Consider the following 20,666-nt stretch of genomic DNA (forward strand, 5'->3'; position numbering starts at 1 on the left):
TCCGTCGACTGACGGTGCCGGCTGCGTGGCGGATCTCGCCTTGACATGGACGCCACTGAACACCGAGCATCGAAGCGCTTCGAGGTCGCTTCCGCACCTTCCGATGTACCCGCCGCCCGCCGAGGGGACCCCCACGTGACCGAGAACCCGCCACCGTTCCGCGATCCCGGACTCCCGCTGGACGCGGGGACGGGTGGGTACGTCTCTGTCGCCGCCGGTGCGGTGAGGGTTGCCGCGGCGAAGGAATCTCTTCCGGGACCCGCGCGACGGTCCATGGCGTGGGGCAGGTGACGCTCGCTCATGGCGACACGGGCAAAGAGACCCGCCGGAACGACAGGGGCAGCAGGGGACGCGGACGCGGAGGCTGAGTTCCACGCGTTCTTCGAGCGGCACTACGCCGAGCTCGCCCGCCTCGCCCATCTGCTGACCGGCGAGGCCGACGGGGCGGACGACCTGGCGGCCGACGCGCTCCTCGCGCTCTGGCACCGCTGGGACCGTGTCCGGGCCGCCGACCATCCCGCCGCGTACGCCAGGGGCGTCGTCGCGAACATGGCGCGCAGCCGCATCCGAAGCGCCGTGCGCGAACGGCGCCGCATCACGCTGTTCTGGTCGGGCCGCGACGAGGGCGTCGCGGACCCCGACGTACCGGCTGTCGTCGACGTGAGGGAAGCGCTGCGCGCGCTGCCCTTCCGCAAGCGGGCCTGCGTGGTCCTGCGGCACGCCTTCGACCTGTCGGAGAAGGACACCGCGCAGGCCCTCGGGGTCTCGGTGGGTACGGTGAAGAGCCAGACGTCGAAAGGCATGGCTGAGCTGCAACGACGCCTCGGCCCGGACCCCGCGCTCGCCCGGGTGCGCGCGGTCGTGGCGGACACGGGGGGAAGCACATGAGGGACGACGGACACGACGACCGGCGTGACGACGCCGTGCGGGAGAAGCTGCGTGGCGCGGCGCGGGCGCACCGGCCCGACCGGGAGCGGATGCTGGCGCGCGTCGAGCGCGGCATGGCCGAGGGCGAGCGTCCGGAGGGCCGTTCGAAGGGCACCCGCCGGGTGGGTGGCGCGTCCTGGCCCCGGGTGGTGGGCGCGACGGCGGCCGTGGCCGGGATCTTCGCGGTCGCCGGGTACGGGGTGTCCGTCGCGCTGCGCGACGGCGATGCCCCGCAGTCCGTGGCCACCAGCACGTCGTCCGGGCCTCCGGCCGCGTCGCCCGAGCCGACCGGCACGCTCGCGCCGCCGACGCGCCGCCCGAGCGGGCCGCCTTCGAGTTCCCCGGGCGCGGGGGAGAGCGGGAAGCCTTCGGGGTCCACGTCCCGGGGGCCCTCGGAGGGTGCCGAGCCCCCGAAGAGCAGCGGGAAACCCACGGACGACGAGGACACCACCGCGTCCGGGAAGAGGGTGCCGGCCGACCGGCTCCTGTGGGCGGACGGCTCGATCGACCCCGGCTCCCATGCGTACTGGTCGCAGAGCGACATCACCGTCAAGGCGAAGAAGCCGCTGACCTCGCTCACCGTGCAGCTGCGCGTCGCGGGGAGCGGGCAGGTCGAGGACACCGGCAACTGGCGGTCCCTGCCCGAAGGGGACTTCGACGTGTCGGTGACGGAGCGGGACGGCGATCTCGTCTACCGGTGGACGCTCAAGCGGGGGCGGACGGTGCCGGCCGGGGAGCACGTCTTCGCAGGGCAGTTCAACCACCCGGCGGGGAAGCGGGACGCCGGCGACGACTCGTACGAGGTCCGTGCGGGCACCGCGGAGGAACGGGCGGTGTGGCGGGGGGACTTCGCGTGAGGGCGTGAGGTCTCGCGGACCGCTCGAAAAAAGATTCCGCCCGGCGGCAACCCATTCCCCGCCCGCGGAGACCACACAGCGGAGACGCACTCCCGTCCCAAGCACCACCCCCCCCGAGCACGAGGAATGGGACTCATGACATCACGAGCCGAACTGCGCAAGGGCCGCAAGCGGCGCCTGACCACGCGCCGGGCCATCGGCGCGGTGACCGCCGCGCTCGCACTGACCGGCGCGGGGATCGCGACGAACAGCATGCTGTCGCCCGCGGGCGCGGCCACCGCCTGGCCCGAGGCCAGGGGCCAGGCGCCCACGGCGAAGACCATCGAGGTCTCCGGGACCCGCGACGGAGGCCTCAAGCGCTACTACGGCACCGGCGACCTGGGCGGCGACGGCCAGAACGAGGGCCAGGACCCGATCTTCGAGCTGAAGGACGGCGCGGTCCTCAAGAACGTCATCATCGGCGCCCCCGCCGCCGACGGCATCCACTGCCAGGGCAGCTGCACGCTGCAGAACGTGTGGTGGGAGGACGTCGGCGAGGACGCGGCCACCTTCAAGGGGACGTCGGCGAACTCGACGTACGCCGTGTACGGCGGGGGCGCGCGGAAGGCCGACGACAAGGTCTTCCAGTTCAACGGCGCGGGCAAGCTGGTCGTGACCAAGTTCCAGGTCTCCGGCTTCGGGAAGCTGGTGCGCTCCTGCGGCAACTGCTCCCAGCAGTACAGGCGGACGATCACCGTGAACGACGTGGACGTCACCGCGCCGGGCAAGTCGATCGTCGGCATCAACACGAACTACGGCGACACGGCCGCGCTGCGCAACATCCGCATCCACGGCGACGGCAACAAGAAGATCGCCACGTGCGACCGCTTCACCGGCAACAGCAACGGCGACGAGCCGACGAAGACGGGTTCGGGCCCCGACGGCACGTACTGCAAGTTCACGGCCTCGGACATCAGTTACCGGTAGAGGCGAGCGGTGCCCCCGCCGACGACGAGCGGCGGGGGCGCCCCGTGCCCGTTCAGTCCAGCCGCATCAGCCGCCGGACGGTGCCGTGGTAGATCTGTTCCCGCTCGGCCTCGGTGATGTCGAGGCCGTCGACGACGCGGATCGTCTCGCGGATGTACAGGGGGCCGCCCTCGGGGTCGAAGGGGCAGTCGGTGCCGAACAGGACGCGGTCGGTGCCGAAGAAGTCCAGGCCGCAGCGGGTGCCGATGGCGGATCCCGACAGGGCGGTGTCGGCGTAGAAGCGGCGGAAGTACTCCAGCGGGCGCCGCGGCAGCCGCGCGCGGTGCAGGCGTTCGTACGCGTCACCCGCGGTGCGACTGCCGAGCTGGTCGCTCCAGCCGAGGCCGATCCTGCCTTCCAGGTAGGGGATCATCGCCCCCAGATGGTGCGTGATGATCTTGATGTCCGGGTGGCGTTCCATGAGCCCGGAGAAGACCAGTCGGGCCATGGCCACGCTCGTCTCGTACGGCCAGCCGAGCGCCCACCAGATCTCGTACGCGGAGGTGTCCTCGGAGGCGTAGTCCGCGAAGCCGGCGCCGCGTGCCGGATGCAGCCAGACGGGCAGGTCACGGCGGGCCATCTCGTCGAAGACGGGCGCGAACTCCGGTTCGTCGAGCGGCCGTCCGCCGACGTTGGTGAAGACCTGCACGCCCCGCGCGCCCAAGTCGTCCACGGCGTGGGCGAGTTCCGTCATGGTCGCGTCCGGGTCGTTCATCGGGAGCGCGGCCACGAACGCCGGGAAACGGTCGGGCCTGCGGGCGCACAGCTCACGCATCGACGTGTTGGCGAGCCGCGCGAGGGCCGCCGACTCCCCGGGGCCCGCGAGGAGTTCGAGAGGCGGCGAGGAGAGCGTGAGCACCTGTTGGTAGTCCTCGCCGAACTCGTCCATCATGCGCAGCCGCGCGTCGACGTCGTGCAGCGCCGGCAGCTCCAGCCACCGCTTGAACGCGGCCCGGTCGACGGCGAGTTCGCGCATGCGGGCGAAGTAGGGCGCGGGCAGGATGTGGCTGTACGCGTCGAGTTTCACCGTGCTCCCCTCGCCGTGTCGGGCACCCAGCGGTTCAGCCTGCGGTCGACGGCCCCGACCAGCGCGATCGCGCCGAGCGCGACGGCGATCACGACCACGAGCACGGCCAGCACGCCCGCGCTGTCGAAGTGCCCGCCCGCCTCGGTGACGACATGACCGAGCCCCACGACGGCGATGAACATCTCGCCGTTGACCATGCCGGTGACCGCGCGCCCGACCCCGAGCCGTACGCCCGCCATGATCAGGGGAGCGGCCGCCGGAAGCACGACGCGCACCAGGACCTGCCACTCGCCCGCCCCGTAGGAGCGCGCCATCTCGACCAGGTGGGCGGGCACCGCCCTGACGGCCGCCGCCGTGTTCACGATGATCACGAACATCGCGTAGGTGACGACCACCGCGACGACCGAGGCGCGGCCCGCGCCGAGCAGCGAGAAGAACACCGGCGCGAAGACCAGCGTCGGGGCCGTGAGCAGCGCGTTGACGTACACGTCCAGGGCGGCCTCGACCCGGCGGAAGCGGCCCATGGCCACGCCGGTGACCAAGCCGCCCAGCAGGGAGAGGGCGAAGCCGAGCGCCAGGTTGACCAGGCTGGCGCCGAGGCTGCCGAGCAGTTCCCCGTCGGCCGTCAGCTCGCCGAGCCTGGCCGCCACCGTGCTGAGCGGAGGGAAGAACGACGCGTCGGCCAGGCGTCCCGTCAGCTCCCAGGCCCCGGCGCCGACAGCCAGCGCGAGCGGTGCGGCGGGCGGCCTCATGACGCCGCCCCGGCCCGCCGGGAGAGCGCCGGGCGGTGCTCCGCGTGCATGGCGCGCAGCCGGTCCCACAGATAGCCCGTGATCTCGGCGTAGCGGCCCGTGCGGCCGAGGGCGGCGACGTCGGTGGGGCGCGGCCGGGGCAGGTCCACCGGCACGATGTCGGCGATCCGGCCGGGCCGTGCGCTCATCAGGACGACGCGGTCGCCCAGGAGCACGGCCTCCTCCAGGCTGTGGGTGACGAACACGACGGTCGGTCGGTGCTCCTCCCAGATGGCGAGCAGTTCCTCCTGGAGGAGACGCCGGGTCTGCTCGTCGACCGCGCCGAACGGCTCGTCCATGAGCAGCACGCGGGGCCGGACGGCGAGCGCGCGGGCGATGCCGACCCGCTGCTGCATGCCGCCGGACAGCTCGCCGGGCAGTTTGCTCTCGAAGCCCGCGAGGCCCACGGCGGCGATCAGCGCGCGGGCCCGCTCCTCGCGCTCGGCCCGGCCGACGCCCCGCATCCGCAGGCCGAACGCCACATTGCCGAGGACGGTCGCCCACGGCAGCAGCGCGAAGTTCTGGAAGACCACGCTGCGGTCGGGCCCTGGGCCGCGCACCGGGACGCCGTCGACGAGGATGTCGCCGTCGTCCCACGGCACGAGCCCGGCGACAGCCTTCAGCAGCGTCGTCTTGCCGCAGCCGCTGGGCCCGAGCACGGTCAGGAATTCGTGTGCGCCCACGTCGAGGTCGACGTCCCGCAGCGCCTCGACAGTACGGCCGTCCTGTCCGACGAAACTCTTGGCCAGTCCCTGGATCCTGATCACCGGTAGCCCCCCGCCGTCCGTGTCCGTGCCCATCGGGTCAGCCTGTGTTCGGCCCACCGTGCGACGGAGATCAGCAGCAGCGCCTCCATCAGGATGATCACGATGGTGCCGTAGAGAAAGGGGGCCTTGAGCAGGCCCCGGTACGTGAGGATCAGACCGCCCAACCCGTCGGACACCATGAGGAGTTCGACGACGACCATGCCGGTCACCGCGCGCCCGAGACCGAGCCGGACGCCCGTCATGACGGCGGGCAGCGCACCGGGCAGCAGGATCCGCGCCCACAGCTGCCGCTCGCCGGCGCCGAAGGAGCGGGCCATCTCGATCAGTGTCGGGTCCACCTGCCGTACGCCCGCGCGGCTGTTCACCAGCACCATCACCACCGAGAAGACCGTGACGATGACGACGCGCGAGACGGTCCCCACCCCCACCGACATCACCAGAAGCGGGATGACCGCGGCCATCGGCGTGACGAGGAGGATGTTCACGTAGACGTCCGCGTACCGTTCCAGGCGCCGGAACCTGCCGAGGACGATGCCCGCGGGGACGCCGGCGGTCAGGGCGAGGGCGAAGCCGAGCAGCAGCGCCTGATTGCTGACGTACAGGGCCCGCCACAGCTCCGCCTCGCCGAGGAGGGCGACCGTGGCGCGCGCCGTCTCCGTACAGGTCGGCAGGAGCAGGCCGCCGCGCTCGCGCGCGTACAGCTCCCAGGCCGTGGCGAAGAGCGCGAAGGTGAGGAGCCGGCAGGGCAGGTCCGCGCGGAGGGTCCGCCGGAGGAGCGTCATGACGCCTCCTCGACGAAGCCGAGATCCGCCGCGTCCCGCGCGGTCATCCCCTGTCCGATCACCCCGGCTCGGGCGAAGAAGTCGATGGTGCGCTGGACGTTGTGCGGGGTCAGGGCCGCCGCGTCGAAGAGTTTCGCGTCGCTGTACCGCCGGGCGGCCCGCCCGACGTCCGCCGCGTCCTGCGCCGGCAGGTGGGTCCGGGCCAGGGCCACGAGGCGCCGCGGGTCCGCGGTGATCCGCGCGTGCTCCCGCACCAGCGCGGAGACGAACTCCTGTGCCACCGCGCGGTGTTCGTCGAGGAAGCCGGAGTTCGCGTACACGGTCTGCGGGTGCAGGTCCGGCAGGGTCTCGGCGAAGTCGACGACCTTCGTGAACCCCGAGGCGCCGGACGACTCCAGGGACACCGCGTCGGAGACCTCCAGCGGCGTCGCGTCGATCTCCCCCGAAACGAGGGCCTGCGCCCGCACGTCCGAGCCGCCGATCGTCAGGTACCGGGGGCGCACGCCGCCTTCGCACGCGCTGCCCACCCAGTCCTTGGCGATGGCCGTCGCCACCGCGCCCTCGCTGAAGATGCCGAACGGGCGCCCGCCGAGGTCGTCGCAGGACGCGATGGACGGTTTGCCGTAGAGGGCCCATTGGTTGCCGACGGCATCGGCGATGATCCTGATGGGGGCGCCCTGCTCGATGGCGCTGAGCGCCGGGCCCGTTGCCTCGGCGGAGATCGCGTAATGGCCTTTGGCGAGCCCCTCGACGGCCAGCTCGGGCGCGGCCAGTTCGACGACGTCGACCTCGTGGCCCTGTGCGCGGACGGCGTCGAGGGCGGCCAGGATCGGCACGGTGGTCAGGTCGGGTTCGACGACCGCGACGGTGAACGAGAGCGTTCCGTCGGCGCGGGTGTGCGTGCCGGTGCTGCCGCAGGCGGTCGCGGTGAGGGCGGTCAGGGCTGCGAGCACGGTCAGTAATCGGTGCCGGGCGTGCATGGTTTCCCCCTTGAGTGATGGGTGGGAAAACGTCTTCCTTTTTGGAGGCTAGCCCTCTGCCTCGCGGAACGGTCAAGCCTCAATTCGGAGCAATCGCAAGCGACTTGGAGCAGCCCCTTGTGGTTCCTCGGCCCCCTGTGCGACGTTGAGGATGGCTTTGAGGAAAACCTTTCCCATGGGGGTGGGCCGTGAGTTCACTGGTGGACGTCGCGCGGGAGGCGGGCGTGGCCGTGGCCACCGCGTCGCGTGTGCTCAGCGGGTCGGCCCATCCCGTGTCGGCCGCGACGCGGGCCAAGGTCCTGGCGGCGGCCGAGCGCCTCGAGTACTCGCCGAGCGCCCTGGCACGCGCGATGGTCTCGCCCCACAGCCGTCTCGTCGGCGTCCTGGTGAGCGACATCGTGAACCCGTACTTCTCGGTCATCGCCCGCGGTGTGGACGACGTGGCGACCAGGGCCGGTTACGTCACGATGCTCTCCAACGTCGACCGGCGCACCGAGACGGAGCTCGGCAGGCTGCGCGTCATGCGGGACTACCGTGCCGCGGGCGTGATCTTCGCGGGCAGCGGCCTCATCGACGACCCGCACCTGCCCGCCCTGGTCAAGGCCGTCCGGCAGGCGCGGGAGCAGGGCGTCCGGGCCGTCGCGCTCGCCGACCGCTCCCTCGGCTGCCCGACGATCACCGTGGACAACCGCGCGGCCGCCCACGACGTCACCGACCATCTCGTCTCGCTCGGCCACCGCCGGATCGCGTTGATCGAGGGCCCGCCCGGCATGATTGTCACCCGGCAGCGCAGGGAGGGCTTTCTCGCCTGCACGGCCGCGGCCGGGCTCGCCGACGGGGCCCGCTGCGTCCCCGGCGGCTTCGACCACGAGGCGGGGCACGCCGCCGCGCTGCGGCTGATCGCGCGGCCCCCGCTGCCCGACGCCGTCGTGGCCGCGAACGACGAGGCCGCGGTCGGCGTGCTCAGCGCACTGCGGCAGGCGGGCATCGACGTGCCGGGGGAGATCTCGGTCGCCGGCATCAACGACCTCGGGGTGGCGCGGCACGTCGGTCTCACGACGGTGAGCCTGCCGCTGTACGAAATGGGGGCCATGGCCGCTCGCCGCATCGTCGACTCCCCTCCCGGCCCCGACGCCGCCCCTGGCTCGACCACGACGCTCAGCCACCGGCTCGTCGCCCGGGAGACGACGGCCCGGCGTGCGCGGACGCGCTGAACAACCCACGACTTTCCGCTCCTTTCGGGCGCCTTCTGTTCGGCATCGCGAACCCGGCATCCGTTCTTGCGCGAGGCGTTGACGTGCCCAGGACCACTGCCTAAGTTGCGTTCGTAATCCTGACCGGTGTCTGAAATATCGAACACGGTAGAGGTGGCGGAGATGGGCTTGGCACGCGGACGTTGGAGAATCGGGCTCACCGCGGGGGTGCTGGGGTCCCTGCTCGCGGGCGCGCTCGCTGCGAGCCCCGGCGCGGCGGGGGCCGGCCCCGACGGGCCCACCGACTACACGATCGACGTCGATACGGCCCGTACGGGCGCGAAGATCGACGACACGATGTACGGCGTCTTCTACGAGGACATCAACCGCGCGGCCGACGGCGGGCTCTACGCGGAGCTCGTGCAGAACAGGTCCTTCGAGTACAGCACCGACGACAACACGGCCTACACCTCGCTCACCTCGTGGGACGTGGCGGGCGCCGCGCGGGTCCTGAACGACGACGGGCGCCTCAACGCCCGCAACCGCAACTACCTTTCCATGGACGCCGGTTCGACCGTCACCAACTCGGGCTACAACACCGGTATCGCGGTCATCCGGGGCCGGCGGTACGACTTCTCGGTCTGGGCCCGCACCGACGCCTCGGCGCGCGCACCGCTGACCATCGGCATCACGGACTCCACCGGCGACCTGGCCACGGCCCGCCGCGTCACCGCGCGGGGCGGCTGGGCGAAGTACGAGGCCTCCTTCACCGCCACCCGCACCTCCGCCAACGGCCGCCTCTCCGTGCGGGCCGGCGCCCCCGTCGCACTCGACATGATCTCCCTCTTCCCGCGCGACACGTACAAGGGCCGCGAGAACGGCCTGCGCAAGGACCTCGCGCAGAAGATCGCCGACCTGCGCCCGGGGTTCCTGCGCTTCCCGGGCGGCTGTCTCGTCAACACCGGCAGCCATGAGGCGTACGACGAACAGTCGGGCTGGCAGCGGAAGCGCTCCTACCAGTGGAAGGACACCATAGGCCCGGTCGAACAACGCGCCACGAACAGCAACTTCTGGGGCTACAACCAGAGTTACGGTCTCGGCTACTACGAATACTTCCAGTTCGCCGAGGACACCGGCGCCATGCCGCTGCCCGTGGTGCCCGCCCTGGTCACCGGCTGCGGCCAGAACAAGGCCACCGACGACGACGCGCTCCTGAAGCGGCACATCCAGGACACCCTCGACCTCATCGAGTTCGCCAACGGGCCCGTGACGAGCGAGTGGGGCAGGAAGCGCGCCGACATGGGCCATCCCAAGCCCTTCCGCCTCACCCACCTGGAGGTCGGCAACGAGGAGAACCTGCCCGAGGCGTTCTTCGCGCGCTTCAAGAAGTTCCGGGAGGCCATCGAGGCCGCGTACCCGGACGTGACGGTGATCTCCAACTCCGGCCCCGACGACAGCGGTTCGACGTTCGACACGGCATGGAAACTCAACCGGGAAGCGAACGTCGACATGGTCGACGAGCACTACTACAACAGCCCCCGGTGGTTCCTGGAGAACAACGGCCGCTACGACTCCTACGACCGCGGGGGCCCGAAGGTGTTCCTGGGCGAGTACGCCTCCCAGGGCAACCGCTTTTCCGACTCGCTCTCCGAAGCCGCGTTCATGACCGGCCTGGAGCGCAACGCCGACATCGTGAAGCTCGCCTCGTACGCGCCGCTGCTCGCCAACGAGGACTACGTGCAGTGGAAGCCGAACATGATCTGGTTCGACAACGACCAGTCCTGGGGCTCGGCGAACTACGAGACGCAGAAGCTCTTCATGCGCAACGTCGGTGACGAGGTGGTGCCCTCCACCGCCTCCGGCACTCCCGCCACCACCGGCCCCATCACCGGCGCCGTCGGCCTCTCCACCTGGGCGACCAGCGCCGCCTACGACGACGTGAAGGTCACCGGGGAGGACGGCGGGACCCTCCTCGCCGACGACTTCTCGGCCGGCGACGCGCAGTGGCGGAAGTCGACGGGACGCGGCAGCTGGACGGTACGGGACGGCGCGTACGTCCAGTCCGACGAGACCGCCGAGGACACCCTCGTCACCGCGGGCGACCCGAACTGGAGCAACTACGACCTCGAAGTGAAGGCCACCAAGAAGGCCGGCAAGGAAGGCTTCCTGGTCGCCTTCGGCGTCCAGGACACCGGCAACCACTACTGGTGGAACCTCGGCGGCTGGAACAACACCCGCTCGGCGGTCGAGAAGAGCACCGACGGCGGCAAGCAGACGATGGCCGAGGACGGCACGACCATCGACACGGGCCGCAGCTACGACCTGCGCGTCGAGGTGCGCGGCCGCCAGGTGACGCTCTACCTCGACGGCAAGAAGTGGGGCTCCTTCACCGACGACAAGCCCGCCGAACCCTTCCGCCAGGTCGTCACCCGTGACAAGGCCACCGGCGAACTGATCGTCAAGGTCGTCAACGCCCGCGCGGCACAGGCCCGCACGGAGATCGGCCTCGGCGCGGGCGCGCGGGTCGCGCCGGAGGCACGGGTCACCACACTGACCGCCGACCCGGCCGCCGAGAACACGGAGGACGAGCGGCCCGTCGCACCGAAGACGTCCCTTTTCAAGGGCGTGGACGACACCTTCTCGTACACCTTCCCCGCGCACTCGGTGACGTTCCTGCGGATCAAGACGGAGTAACCCCCACCCTCCTCGAAAGGTGCCCGACCCCATGTATCCCGACCGCAGACTCCTCCTGAAGAGCGCGGCCCTCGCCGCGGGCGCCCTCACCGCCGCCCCCGCCGTCGCCCACTCCACGACATCCGCCGCCGCGCGCCCGGCCCCCTACGCCAACCCCCTCGTCCGGCAGCGCGCCGACCCGCACATCCACCGCCACACCGACGGCCGCTACTACTTCACCGCCACCGCACCCGAGTACGACCGCATCATCCTGCGCCGCTCCCGCACGCTGCGGGGCCTCGCCACCGCCGAGGAGGCCGTCGTCTGGCGCAGGCACGCGAGCGGCGACATGGGCGCGCACATCTGGGCGCCGGAGATCCACCACATCGACGGCAAGTGGTACCTCTACTTCGCCGCCGCGCCCGCCGACGACGTGTGGAAGATCCGCATGTGGGTCCTGGAGAACCCCCACCGAGACCCGTTCAAGGGGACCTGGACGGAGAAGGGGCGCATCGTCACCGCCTGGGACACGTTCTCCCTGGACGCGACCACGTTCACCCACCGCGGCTCCCGTTATCTGGCGTGGGCGCAGTACGAGCCCGGTACGGACAACAACACGGCCGTGTTCCTGTCGCGCATGGCTGACCCGGTGACCCTGACGGGGCCTCAGGTACGGCTCACCACACCCGAGTACGACTGGGAGTGCGTCGGGTTCAAGGTGAACGAGGGTGCGTCGGTCATCCAGCGCAACGGACGGGTCTTCATGACGTACTCCGCCAGTGCCACCGATGCCAACTACTGCCTGGGTCTGCTCACCGCGGACGCCGGCAGTGACCTCCTCGACGCCGCTTCGTGGACGAAGTCCCCGCGGCCCGTCTTCACCAGCAACGAGCGGACCGGGCAGTACGGCCCCGGCCACAACTCGTTCACCGTCGCCGAGGACGGCCGCACGGACGTCCTCGTCTACCACGCCCGCCAGTACAAGGACATCACCGGCGACCCCCTGAACGACCCGAACCGGCACACCCGCGTCCAGCGCCTCGGCTGGAAGCCGGACGGGACACCGGACTTCGGTGTCCCGGTCGCGGACGGAAGGGTCGTCGGAGGCTGACCCCGCTCAGCGCGCCGAGAAGGCGTGCACCGTGCTCGACCTGTAGGTCTCCCCGGGCCGCAGCACCGTCGAAGGGAACGACGGGTGGTTCGGGGAGTCCGGGAAGTGCTGGGTCTCCAGACAGAGGCCGTCGCCCTGGCGGTACGTGCGGCCCGAGGGGCCTGCCAGGGTGCCGTCGAGGAAGTTGCCGGAGTAGAACTGGACGCCGGGCTCGGTCGTGGCGATCCTCATCGTGCGGCCGGAGTCCGGGTCCCGCAGCGTCGCGAAGTGCTCGGGGCGGCGGGTGAGGCCTTTGTCCAGGACCCAGTTGTGGTCGTACCCCTTGGCGCCCACCAGCTGCGGATGCGCGACGCGGATGTCCTTCCCGACGGTCTTGGCCCGCCGGAAATCGAAGGGAGTGCCCGCCACCGGCGCCAGCTCGCCCGTCGGGATCAGGACCGCGTCCGTCGGGGTGAACCGGCGCGCGGCGAGCGTCAGTTCGTGGTCGTAGATGCCGCCGCTGCCCTCGCCCGCGAGGTTGTAGTACGTGTGGTTGGTGAGGTTCACGACGGTCGCCCTGTCGGTCGTCGCCGCGTAATCGATGCGCCAGTCGCCGCGCGGCGTGAGGGTGTACGTCACCTTCACGCGGAGCGTGCCGGGGTACCCCATCTCACCGTCGACACTCACGTACCGCAGGACGAGACCGACCCCCGACGGCCCTGTGAACGGCTCCACGTCCCACACGCGCGTGTTGAAGCCTTTCGCGCCACCGTGCAGGCTGTTCTCGCCGTCGTTGACGGAGAGCTGGTGCGTGGTGCCGTCCAGGGTGAAGCGGCCGCGCGCGATGCGGTTGCCGTAGCGGCCGATGAGCGCGCCGAAGAACGTGTCCCCTGCGACGTACGCCTCGACGCTGTCGTAGCCGAGGGAGACGTTCGTGTACCGGCCGCGCCGGTCCGGCAGTTCCAGGGACTGGACGATGCCGCCGTACGACAGGACTTTCAGCCGCGTGCCGCCGTTCGCCAGCGACCAGCGGTACACCTTGGTGCCGTCGGCGAGCCTGCCGAACAGCTCCTTCGTGGGCCGGGCGCCGTCCGTCGCGTACGACGTGCCGCCCGCCACGGTCGTCGTGATGCCCGCCGCGGCCGCCGCCAGCACGGTGCGTCTGCTCGTTTCCATGTGCGCCTCCAGAAAAAAGGGGGGACTCGGGGGACAGGGCTAGCGGCCGACCTTGCGCTTGTTCCAGACGTCGAAACCGACCGCCGCCAGCAGCACCAGGCCCTTGATGACCTGCTGGTAGTCCGTGCCGATGTTGACCAGGGACATGCCCTGGTTGAGCACGCCGAGGACCAGGCCGCCGATCACGGCGCCCATCACCGTGCCCACACCGCCGCTCATCGACGCACCGCCGATGAACGAGGCGGCGATCGCCTCCAGTTCGAAGTTCAGGCCGGCCTGCGGGGTGCCCGCGTTCAGCCGCGCGGCGTACACACAGCCCGCGAGGGCCGCGAGCACACCCATGTTGACGAAGATCAGGAAGGTGACGCGCTTGTCCTTGACGCCGGACAGCTTCGCCGCCGCCTTGTTGCCGCCGAGCGCGTACACGTGCCGGCCGATGACCGCGTTGCGCATCACGTAGCCGAGCCCGATCAGCAGACCGCACATGATGAGCAGCACCACCGGCACACCGCGGAAGCTCGCGAGGGTCAGTGTGAAGGCGACGACGGCGGCGCTGATCGCGACCAGCTTGGCCACCCACAGGCTCGTCGGCGTGACGTCCAGGTCGTACGCCAACTGCTGCTTGCGGCTGCGCCATTCGCGGAACACCAGGAACACGATGGTCACGAAGCCGATGACGAGTGTCGGGTTGTGGTACTGCGTGTACGGGCCCATCTCCGGGATGAAGCCCTTGGCGATGTTCTGGAAGCCGTCGGGGAACGGCGACAGCGACTGGCCCTCCAGGACGATCTGCGTCAGTCCGCGGAACAGCAGCATCCCGGCGAGCGTCACGATGAAGGACGGGATGCCGACGTATGCGATGAAGAACCCCTGCCACGCGCCCGCGACCGCGCCGATCAGCAGCGACAGGACGAGCGCGAGCACCCACGGCATGTCGTGCTTGACCATCATCACCGCCGACATGGCGCCCACGAAGGCGACCAGCGAGCCGACGGACAGATCGATGTGGCCCGCGATGATGACGATCATCATGCCGATGGCCAGGATCAGGATGTAGCCGTTCTGCTGGATCAGGTTGGAGACGTTGCTCGGCAGGAGCAGGACGCCGTCCGACCAGATCTGGAAGAGGATGACGATGAACGCCAGGGCGATGAGCATCCCGTACTGGCGCATGTTGGAGCGCACGCTCCGCAGCAGCAGCTCGCCGACGGAGTGCCGGGCGGGTGGCGCGGACGTCGTGTCGCGCGCGGGCTTGGTCGTGGTGGTCATGGCGGAGGCCTCAGCTTCTGTTCTTGGTCATGTGGCGCATCAGGAGTTCCTGGGTGGCGTCCGCGCGGTCGACCTCACCGGTCAGCCGGCCCTCGGCCATCGTGTAGATCCGGTCGCACATCCCGAGCAGCTCGGGCAGCTCGGAGGAGATGAACAGCACCGCCTTGCCGGCCGCGGCGAGCCGGTCGATGACGGTGTAGATCTCGTACTTCGCGCCGACGTCGATGCCGCGCGTCGGCTCGTCGAGGATCAGCACCTCCGGGTCGGCGTGGATCCACTTGCTGAGCACGACCTTCTGCTGGTTGCCGCCGGACAGCCGCCCCACCTGCTCGAACACGGTGGGCGCCTTGATGTTCATCGACTTCCGGTAGCGCTCGGCGACGGAACGCTCGTGGTGTCCGTCCACGAAGCCGTCCTTGCGCCGCATGCCGGGCAGCGAGGCCAGGGAGATGTTCCGGTTGATGTCGTCGATGAGGTTCAGGCCGTACTGCTTGCGGTCCTCCGTGACGTACGCGATCCCGGCGTCGACCGCGGCGGGCACCGTCTTCGTCACGACCCTGCGGCCCCCGACCGACACGGTGCCGGTGACGTACTGGCCGTAGGAGCGGCCGAAGACGGACATCGCGAGCTCCGTGCGGCCCGCGCCCATCAGCCCCGCGATGCCGACGATCTCACCGCGCCGCACGGTCAGCGACACGTCGTCGACGACCGTGCGCTGGTGGTCGACCGGGTGCCGCACCGTCCAGTTCTCCACGGAGAGGGCGGGAGCACCCGCGTCCTCGCCCTCGTAGGGCGTGCGGTCGGGGAAGCGGTGGTCGAGGTCGCGGCCGACCATGCCGCGGATGATGCGGTCCTCCGACAACTGCGGGTCGCTGTCCGGGCGTTCGCGGACCGTCAGGGTCTCGATGGTCCGCCCGTCGCGGAGGATCGTCACCGAGTCCGTGATGGCCCGGATCTCGTTCAGCTTGTGGGAGATGATGATGCTGGCGATCCCCTGCTCGCGCAGCTCCACGATGAGGTCCAGGAGCTTGGCGCTGTCCTCGTCGTTGAGCGCGGCGGTCGGCTCGTCCAGGATCAGCAGCTTCACCTCCTTGGACAGCGCCTTCGCGATCTCCACCAGCTGCTGCTTGCCCACGCCGATGTCGGCGACCGGCGTCTGCGGCTTCTCGTCCAGGCCCACCCGCTTCAGGAGCGCGCTCGCCCTGCGCAGCGTGCCGTGCCAGTCGATGAACCCGCGGCGGCCCTGTTCGTTGCCGAGGAAGATGTTCTCGGCGATGGACAGGTGGGGGACCAGGGCGAGCTCCTGGTGGATGATGACGATGCCGCGGCGCTCGCTGGCCCGGATGTCCCTGAAGGCCGTCCGCTCGCCCTCGAAGTGGATCTCGCCGTCGTAGCTGCCGTGGGCGTGGACGCCGCTGAGGACCTTCATCAGCGTCGACTTGCCCGCGCCGTTCTCGCCGCAGATCGCGTGGATCTCCCCGGCGCGCACGGTCAGGTTCACGTCGGAGAGCGCCTTGACGCCGGGGAACGTCTTGGTGATCCCGCGCATCTCCAGGACCGGGCGGCTCACGTGAGCTGCCCTGCCGTGAAGTACCCCTCGTCGACGAGGAGGTCCGTGTTCGACTTGTCGATGCTGACGGGGTCGAGGAGATAGGCCGGTACGGTCTTCTTGCCGTTGTGGTACCCCGTCGTGTTGTTGACCTCGGGCTTCCTGTCGTTCAGGACGGCGTCGCCCATGGCCACGGTCTGCGCGGCCAGCTTGCGGGTGTCCTTGAACACCGTCTGTGTCTGCTCGCCCCGGATGATGGACTTCACCGACGCGAGCTCCGCGTCCTGCCCCGTGATCACCGGCAGCGGCCGGCTCTTCGAGCCGTACCCCGCGCTCTTCAGCGCCGAGATGATGCCGAGCGAGATCCCGTCGTACGGCGAGAGGACCGCGTCGACCTTCGCCGAGCCGTAGTTCTTGCTGATCAGGTCGTCCATGCGCTTCTGTGCGGTGCCGCCGTCCCAGCGCAGGGTGGTGGCCTGGTTCATCCTCGTCTGCTTGCTGCGGACGGTGAGCCTGCCGCTGTCGAAGTACGGCTGCAGCACCTTCATGGCGCCGTTCCAGAAGTACTTGGTGTTGTTGTCGTCCGGCGATCCCGCGAACAGCTCGATGTTGTAGGAGTCGCCGGACTTGTCCTCCGGCTTGCCCAGCTTCAGCTTGTCGACGATGTACTGCGCCTCCAGGCGGCCGACGCGCTCGTTGTCGAACGACGCGTAGTAGTCGACGTTCTCGGTGCCGAGGATGAGCCGGTCGTACGAGATCACCGGGATGCCCGCGTCGTGCGCACGCCCCAGGACGTCGGTCAGCGCCGAGCCGTCGATCGCGGCGACCACCAGGAGGCTGCGCCCCTTGGTGATCATGTTCTCCAGCTGGGCGACCTGGTTCTCGACCTTGTCGTCGCCGTACTGCAGATCGGTCTGGTAACCGGCCTTCTGGAACTGCTTCGCCATGTTCTCGCCGTCGGCTATCCACCGCTCCGAGGACTTGGTGGGCATCGCGAGGCCGATGGTGGCGCCCTCTCCGGCGTCCGGTTTGTAGCGGCTGCCGCCCTTGGCCTCCTGGCCGCACGCGGTGAGCGAGCCGAGCAGGACGGCTGCGGCCACGGCTGCGGCGAGGCGGGTGCGTCTGCGGATGGTCACGGGGTCAGCTCCCTTCGGGGAAGCGGGTCAGGTCACCGGGCAGCCGGGAGCCGACCGGCGACATGCCGGAGTCGGCGCCGTGCCGGGCGAGCAGGTCCAGGGCGAGCCGGCCGCGGCGCACACGCTCACGGGCGGTGTCGAGGGTGACGTCGCGGAGGTGGGCGCCGTAGGGATAGATGGCGGGCGCCTTCGCGAGCCCGAACTTCAGGTACAGGGGAGCGCCGCGCCGGATCAGCTCGGCGATCTCGTACATGCGGATGTAGCCGCCGAGGTCGTCCGGCGCCTCGACGTACATGTCCATCGGAGCGGCCGAAACCCGCCGGATCTCGGTGAGGTGAGCGAGCGTCAGGTCGCTCGGCACGTTCAGCGAGTCGGCGCCGAGCCGCTCGTAGACGGCGTACGCGGCGGGGTTGACGGGCCCGATCAGTGCCGACACCTTCAACGTCGTGTCGGCCGGAACGATCCCGGCGGCCCTGGCCCGGTGCAACGTCCACAGCACGCCTTCATCGGCGACGAGCAGACACTTCACACCCAACTCCGTGGCCCGCACGGCGTCTTCGACGCACCCGGCGACGGCATCGTGGCCGCGGGCACGCAGCCCGGCACCGTGCGAGTCGGTGCGCACGGAGGCGCCGGTGTCCCAGGTGCCGCGCGGCCCGGTGAACAGGCACAGCTCGATGTCGCGCTCGGCGGCCGTCTCCACCATCTCGGTGATCTCGGCGTCGGACAGCATCCAGACGCCGCTGCCCTGACTGATCCGGTGGATCGGCACGTCGAGCCGCGCGGACTCCTTGAGCACGACACCGAGCGCCTCGGGCCCCTCGACCGAGGGAATCTCGACCCGCCAGGTGCCCCCGTCAGGGAAGGCGTGCGGTGAGGCGTCGGCGGGATCGGGGGAGGGGGCGGCGAGGCCGAGGGCGGTGAGGGCGGGTTCGCCGGGCCGGCGGGGGTGGGAGGGGGCTGCTTCGATCACGGTCGTCCTTTGCATTCAGGCATGCTCGTCCGATATTTCGAACGAGGTTCGGTTCGGTGAGCGCACGTCGACGTGGCGGAGGTGCGGGCCGTTTTCAGGGGCGCGGGGCTGTTGCACATGCGGTTCCGCCGCGTGGGCGCGACCCACGTCGGACCCGCAGACGAAGAGGTCAAGGCACCAGCAGCACCTTCCCGGTCTTGGGATCACCGCCCCCGACCAGGGCAACCGCCTCCCCGAACCGCTCCAGCGGAAACTCATGCGTGATGAGGGGGGCCGGATCCAGCAGCCCGAGATCAAACGCCCGCACCGCATCCACCCACGCCGAGGACGACGCCCCGAAGACGGACCGCACCTCCAGCTGACTCAACGACAGATGCACCGGATCGATCCCCACGGCCCCCTCCGTGAACATCCCCGTGAGCACGACCCGCCCGCCCCTGCGGGCGAGCAGACAGGACGAAGCGGCCGTGGTCGCCGCCCCCGCCGTCTCGACGACGAGATCGAAGGAGCCGTACACCGACTCGGCCTCCTCGGGTGTCAGGGCGAGGGAACCGCCGAAGCCCAGCGCCAGCGCCCCGCGTGCCTCGCGAGGATCGACGACGGCCAGCACGGCCGGGCTGCCCGCCGCGAGCCACTGCACGGCGAGCAGCCCGAGCGTGCCCGCGCCGACGACAGCGATCCGCTCCCCGGGCCGCGCCCGCCCCGCCCGCACCGCCGCCGCGATCACCGCGGACGGTTCGAGCAGCGCCGCGGCCCGCAGATCCGCGTCGTCGCGCAGCGGGTGCAGCAGTCGCGCGGGCACCACGACGTGGTCGGCGAAGGCACCGGGTTCGGTGAACCCGGTCTCCGCGTATCCGCCCGTGCACAGGCTCGTCTCGCCGTACCGGCAGCGCGCGCAGACGCCGCACGCCCGGAAGCCCTCGGCGACGGTCCTGCGGCCGACGAGCGCGGGGTCGGCGCCGGGGCCGACGGCCACCACCGTGCCGGACCACTCGTGGCCGGGGATCACCGGGTAGCGGACGAACGCGGCGTCGCGGTGTCCGTCGTACACCTCGCGGTCGCTCATGCAGATCCCGGCGGCGGCGACCTCGACGAGGACCTCGCCGGGGCCGGGCGCGGGGCGCGGCCCGGTGGCGAGGCGGTGGGTGCCGGGGCGGTCGACGACGATCGCGCGTGACGTCATGCGTCGGCCCCGCCCGGTGACCGCTTCTCCCAGCCCTCGGCCCACAGGTCGAACCGCGCCTGCTGCTGCGGGAACTCGGCGGCCGCGTCGACGTCGAGTTCGACGCCGAGACCCGGCTCGTGCGACAGCTCGAAGCAACCGGTCTCCGGGTCGACCCGCGGGGCGCCCTTGACGACCTTCTTGATGTCGGCGTCCGCGAAGTCGTTGAAGTGTTCCAGGATCTTGAAGTTCGGGGAGGTGAAGCCGACCTGGAGGGACGCGGCGGTCAGGACGGGACCGCCGACGTTGTGCGGGGCGACCAGCATGTAGTGCGTCTCGGCCGTGGCGGCGAGCTTGCGGGTCTCCCAGATGCCGCCGATGTGGCCGACGTCGGGCTGGAGGATGTCGACGGCCTGGCTCTCGAACAGCTCCCGGAACTCGATCCGGTCGTGGATGCGCTCACCCGTGGCGACCGGCATGTCCACCTTCGCCGCGACCTTCTCCAGGGCCTTCAGGTTCTCCGGCGGCACCGGCTCCTCCAGCCACGCGGGCCGGAACGGCGCGAGGTCGCGGGCGAGCCGGATCGCCGTGGCGGGCGAGAACCGGCCGTGCATCTCCAGCATCAGCTCCGCGTCGGGTCCGATGGCGTCGCGCACGGCCTCGATCAACGACACGGCGTACAGGCTCTGTTCGTGGTCGAGTTCGTAGTGACCGGTCCCGAACGGGTCGATCTTCAGGGCGCGGTAGCCGCGCTCCATGACGCCCTGCGCGGCCTTGTGGTACGCCTCCGGGGTGCGCTCGGTGGTGTACCAGCCGTTCGCGTACGCCTTGACGCGGTCGGTGACCTTCCCCCCGAGCAGCTGCCACACCGGGACGCCGAGGGCCTTCCCCTTGATGTCCCAGCACGCCATCTCGACGACGGCGATGCCCGACATCACGATCTCGCCGGCCCGGCCGTAGTCGCCGTACTTCATCCGGCGCACGAGGTCCTCGACCGCGAACGGGTCGGACCCCTCGATGTGGTTGGCCGCCGCCTCGCGGAGGTAGCCGATGAGCGCGTCGGTGTGCCCGAGCATGCGGGTCTCCCCGACACCGGTCAGACCCTCGTCGGTGTGGACCTGGACGTAGGTGAGATTCCGCCACGGCGTTCCGACCACATGCGTGCTGATTCCCGTAATGCGCAAGGCAGTTGCCCCTTGACTTGTTCGGTATTTCGTCACACGTTCGAAATGTTGGCGTGACGGTATTCACGGTGGCCTGAAGGTGTCAATGGGTCGCGCACAACCGGAAGCGGGCCCGCGGACGCCCA

The 20,666-nt window shown here is 70.5% G+C and carries 18 protein-coding genes; 6 read left to right on the forward strand and 12 right to left on the reverse strand.

Annotated elements, in window-relative coordinates; genetic code table 11:
* Positions 1-300: 300 nt before the first annotated feature.
* From DEJ47_RS31765 to DEJ47_RS31775, 3 genes are all read left to right on the forward strand, one after another.
* Positions 301-888 carry a SigE family RNA polymerase sigma factor gene (locus DEJ47_RS31765; protein WP_150174073.1) on the forward strand — a complete coding sequence of 196 codons (588 nt, stop codon included), beginning with the start codon at positions 301-303 and terminating at the stop codon, positions 886-888.
* Positions 885-1,784: a hypothetical protein gene (locus tag DEJ47_RS31770; protein WP_150174075.1), complete on the forward strand. Its 900-nt coding sequence runs from the start codon at positions 885-887 to the stop codon at positions 1,782-1,784. The genes DEJ47_RS31765 and DEJ47_RS31770 overlap by 4 nt, the downstream gene beginning before the upstream one ends.
* A gap of 135 nt (positions 1,785-1,919) precedes the next feature.
* Positions 1,920-2,750: a pectate lyase gene (locus DEJ47_RS31775; RefSeq protein WP_150174078.1), complete on the forward strand. Its 831-nt coding sequence runs from the start codon at positions 1,920-1,922 to the stop codon at positions 2,748-2,750.
* Positions 2,751-2,802: 52 nt separating this feature from the next.
* Here the strand turns inward: DEJ47_RS31775 and DEJ47_RS31780 are convergent, their stop codons facing one another.
* From DEJ47_RS31780 to DEJ47_RS31800, 5 genes are read right to left on the reverse strand one after another with little or no spacing between them, the layout of a single operon-like run.
* Positions 2,803-3,816 carry an amidohydrolase family protein gene (locus DEJ47_RS31780; protein WP_223828565.1) on the reverse strand — a complete coding sequence of 338 codons (1,014 nt, stop codon included), beginning with the start codon at positions 3,814-3,816 and terminating at the stop codon, positions 2,803-2,805.
* Positions 3,813-4,568, reverse strand: coding sequence for an ABC transporter permease (locus DEJ47_RS31785; RefSeq protein WP_150174080.1), 756 nt, complete (start codon positions 4,566-4,568; stop codon positions 3,813-3,815). Before DEJ47_RS31785 ends, DEJ47_RS31780 begins: the two co-directional genes overlap by 4 nt.
* Positions 4,565-5,374, reverse strand: coding sequence for an ABC transporter ATP-binding protein (locus DEJ47_RS31790; protein ID WP_150174082.1), 810 nt, complete (start codon positions 5,372-5,374; stop codon positions 4,565-4,567). Before DEJ47_RS31790 ends, DEJ47_RS31785 begins: the two co-directional genes overlap by 4 nt.
* Positions 5,371-6,156 (reverse strand): ABC transporter permease, encoded by a 786-nt coding sequence (locus DEJ47_RS31795; protein ID WP_150174084.1) that lies wholly within the window; start codon positions 6,154-6,156, stop codon positions 5,371-5,373. The genes DEJ47_RS31790 and DEJ47_RS31795 overlap by 4 nt, the downstream gene beginning before the upstream one ends.
* Positions 6,153-7,136, reverse strand: coding sequence for an ABC transporter substrate-binding protein (locus DEJ47_RS31800; RefSeq protein ID WP_223828566.1), 984 nt, complete (start codon positions 7,134-7,136; stop codon positions 6,153-6,155). Before DEJ47_RS31800 ends, DEJ47_RS31795 begins: the two co-directional genes overlap by 4 nt.
* Before the next feature lie 188 nt (positions 7,137-7,324).
* Between DEJ47_RS31800 and DEJ47_RS31805 the strand changes: the two genes are divergently transcribed.
* The 3 genes from DEJ47_RS31805 (at position 7,325) to DEJ47_RS31815 (ending at position 12,113) form a co-directional block, all read left to right on the forward strand.
* Positions 7,325-8,350 (forward strand): LacI family DNA-binding transcriptional regulator, encoded by a 1,026-nt coding sequence (locus DEJ47_RS31805; RefSeq protein WP_150174086.1) that lies wholly within the window; start codon positions 7,325-7,327, stop codon positions 8,348-8,350.
* A gap of 162 nt (positions 8,351-8,512) precedes the next feature.
* Complete coding sequence (locus tag DEJ47_RS31810) at positions 8,513-11,023, forward strand: alpha-L-arabinofuranosidase C-terminal domain-containing protein (RefSeq protein WP_150174088.1); 2,511 nt, start codon at positions 8,513-8,515, stop codon at positions 11,021-11,023.
* 31 nt (positions 11,024-11,054) lie between these two features.
* Positions 11,055-12,113: a family 43 glycosylhydrolase gene (locus DEJ47_RS31815; RefSeq protein ID WP_150174090.1), complete on the forward strand. Its 1,059-nt coding sequence runs from the start codon at positions 11,055-11,057 to the stop codon at positions 12,111-12,113.
* A gap of 6 nt (positions 12,114-12,119) precedes the next feature.
* On the opposite strand, the gene DEJ47_RS31820 is transcribed toward DEJ47_RS31815, so the two are convergent.
* The 7 genes from DEJ47_RS31820 to DEJ47_RS31850 all read right to left on the reverse strand — a co-directional run bounded on the left by DEJ47_RS31820 (position 12,120) and on the right by DEJ47_RS31850 (position 20,541).
* Positions 12,120-13,268, reverse strand: coding sequence for an aldose epimerase family protein (locus tag DEJ47_RS31820; protein ID WP_150174092.1), 1,149 nt, complete (start codon positions 13,266-13,268; stop codon positions 12,120-12,122).
* A gap of 39 nt (positions 13,269-13,307) precedes the next feature.
* Positions 13,308-14,537 (reverse strand): multiple monosaccharide ABC transporter permease, encoded by a 1,230-nt coding sequence (gene mmsB, locus DEJ47_RS31825; RefSeq protein WP_165284608.1) that lies wholly within the window; start codon positions 14,535-14,537, stop codon positions 13,308-13,310.
* 10 nt (positions 14,538-14,547) lie between these two features.
* Positions 14,548-16,086, reverse strand: a complete 1,539-nt coding sequence (mmsA, locus tag DEJ47_RS31830) for a multiple monosaccharide ABC transporter ATP-binding protein (protein ID WP_150176000.1) — start codon at positions 16,084-16,086, stop codon at positions 14,548-14,550.
* Positions 16,087-16,103: 17 nt separating this feature from the next.
* Entirely contained in the window at positions 16,104-17,222 is a 1,119-nt protein-coding gene (gene chvE / locus DEJ47_RS31835; RefSeq protein ID WP_398338362.1) for a multiple monosaccharide ABC transporter substrate-binding protein, read from the reverse strand.
* 4 nt (positions 17,223-17,226) lie between these two features.
* Positions 17,227-18,210: a hypothetical protein gene (locus tag DEJ47_RS31840; protein ID WP_202459275.1), complete on the reverse strand. Its 984-nt coding sequence runs from the start codon at positions 18,208-18,210 to the stop codon at positions 17,227-17,229.
* Between the two features lie 154 nt (positions 18,211-18,364).
* Positions 18,365-19,378: a zinc-dependent alcohol dehydrogenase gene (locus tag DEJ47_RS31845; RefSeq protein WP_150174095.1), complete on the reverse strand. Its 1,014-nt coding sequence runs from the start codon at positions 19,376-19,378 to the stop codon at positions 18,365-18,367.
* A complete protein-coding gene (locus DEJ47_RS31850) occupies positions 19,375-20,541 on the reverse strand; it encodes a mandelate racemase/muconate lactonizing enzyme family protein (RefSeq protein WP_150174098.1) in 1,167 nt (388 codons plus the stop codon). The genes DEJ47_RS31845 and DEJ47_RS31850 overlap by 4 nt, the downstream gene beginning before the upstream one ends.
* Positions 20,542-20,666 lie beyond the last annotated feature (125 nt).

It is taken from the genome of Streptomyces venezuelae (genome assembly GCF_008642355.1).
Taxonomy (GTDB): Bacteria; Actinomycetota; Actinomycetes; order Streptomycetales; family Streptomycetaceae; genus Streptomyces; species Streptomyces venezuelae_B.

Excerpts from the sequence above, each read along its gene's own strand:
- DEJ47_RS31765 (WP_150174073.1), top strand. The coding sequence starts at position 301 with ATGGCGACACGGGCAAAGAGACCCGCCGGAACGACAGGGGCAGCAGGG.
- DEJ47_RS31770 (WP_150174075.1), top strand. The coding sequence starts at position 885 with ATGAGGGACGACGGACACGACGACCGGCGTGACGACGCCGTGCGGGAG.
- DEJ47_RS31775 (WP_150174078.1), top strand. The coding sequence starts at position 1,920 with ATGACATCACGAGCCGAACTGCGCAAGGGCCGCAAGCGGCGCCTGACC.
- DEJ47_RS31785 (WP_150174080.1), bottom strand. The coding sequence starts at position 4,568 with ATGAGGCCGCCCGCCGCACCGCTCGCGCTGGCTGTCGGCGCCGGGGCC.
- DEJ47_RS31795 (WP_150174084.1), bottom strand. The coding sequence starts at position 6,156 with ATGACGCTCCTCCGGCGGACCCTCCGCGCGGACCTGCCCTGCCGGCTC.
- DEJ47_RS31800 (WP_223828566.1), bottom strand. The coding sequence starts at position 7,136 with ATGCACGCCCGGCACCGATTACTGACCGTGCTCGCAGCCCTGACCGCC.
- DEJ47_RS31810 (WP_150174088.1), top strand. The coding sequence starts at position 8,513 with ATGGGCTTGGCACGCGGACGTTGGAGAATCGGGCTCACCGCGGGGGTG.
- DEJ47_RS31815 (WP_150174090.1), top strand. The coding sequence starts at position 11,055 with ATGTATCCCGACCGCAGACTCCTCCTGAAGAGCGCGGCCCTCGCCGCG.
- DEJ47_RS31820 (WP_150174092.1), bottom strand. The coding sequence starts at position 13,268 with ATGGAAACGAGCAGACGCACCGTGCTGGCGGCGGCCGCGGCGGGCATC.
- mmsB (WP_165284608.1), bottom strand. The coding sequence starts at position 14,537 with ATGACCACCACGACCAAGCCCGCGCGCGACACGACGTCCGCGCCACCC.
- mmsA (WP_150176000.1), bottom strand. The coding sequence starts at position 16,086 with ATGCGCGGGATCACCAAGACGTTCCCCGGCGTCAAGGCGCTCTCCGAC.
- DEJ47_RS31840 (WP_202459275.1), bottom strand. The coding sequence starts at position 18,210 with ATGCAAAGGACGACCGTGATCGAAGCAGCCCCCTCCCACCCCCGCCGG.
- DEJ47_RS31845 (WP_150174095.1), bottom strand. The coding sequence starts at position 19,378 with ATGACGTCACGCGCGATCGTCGTCGACCGCCCCGGCACCCACCGCCTC.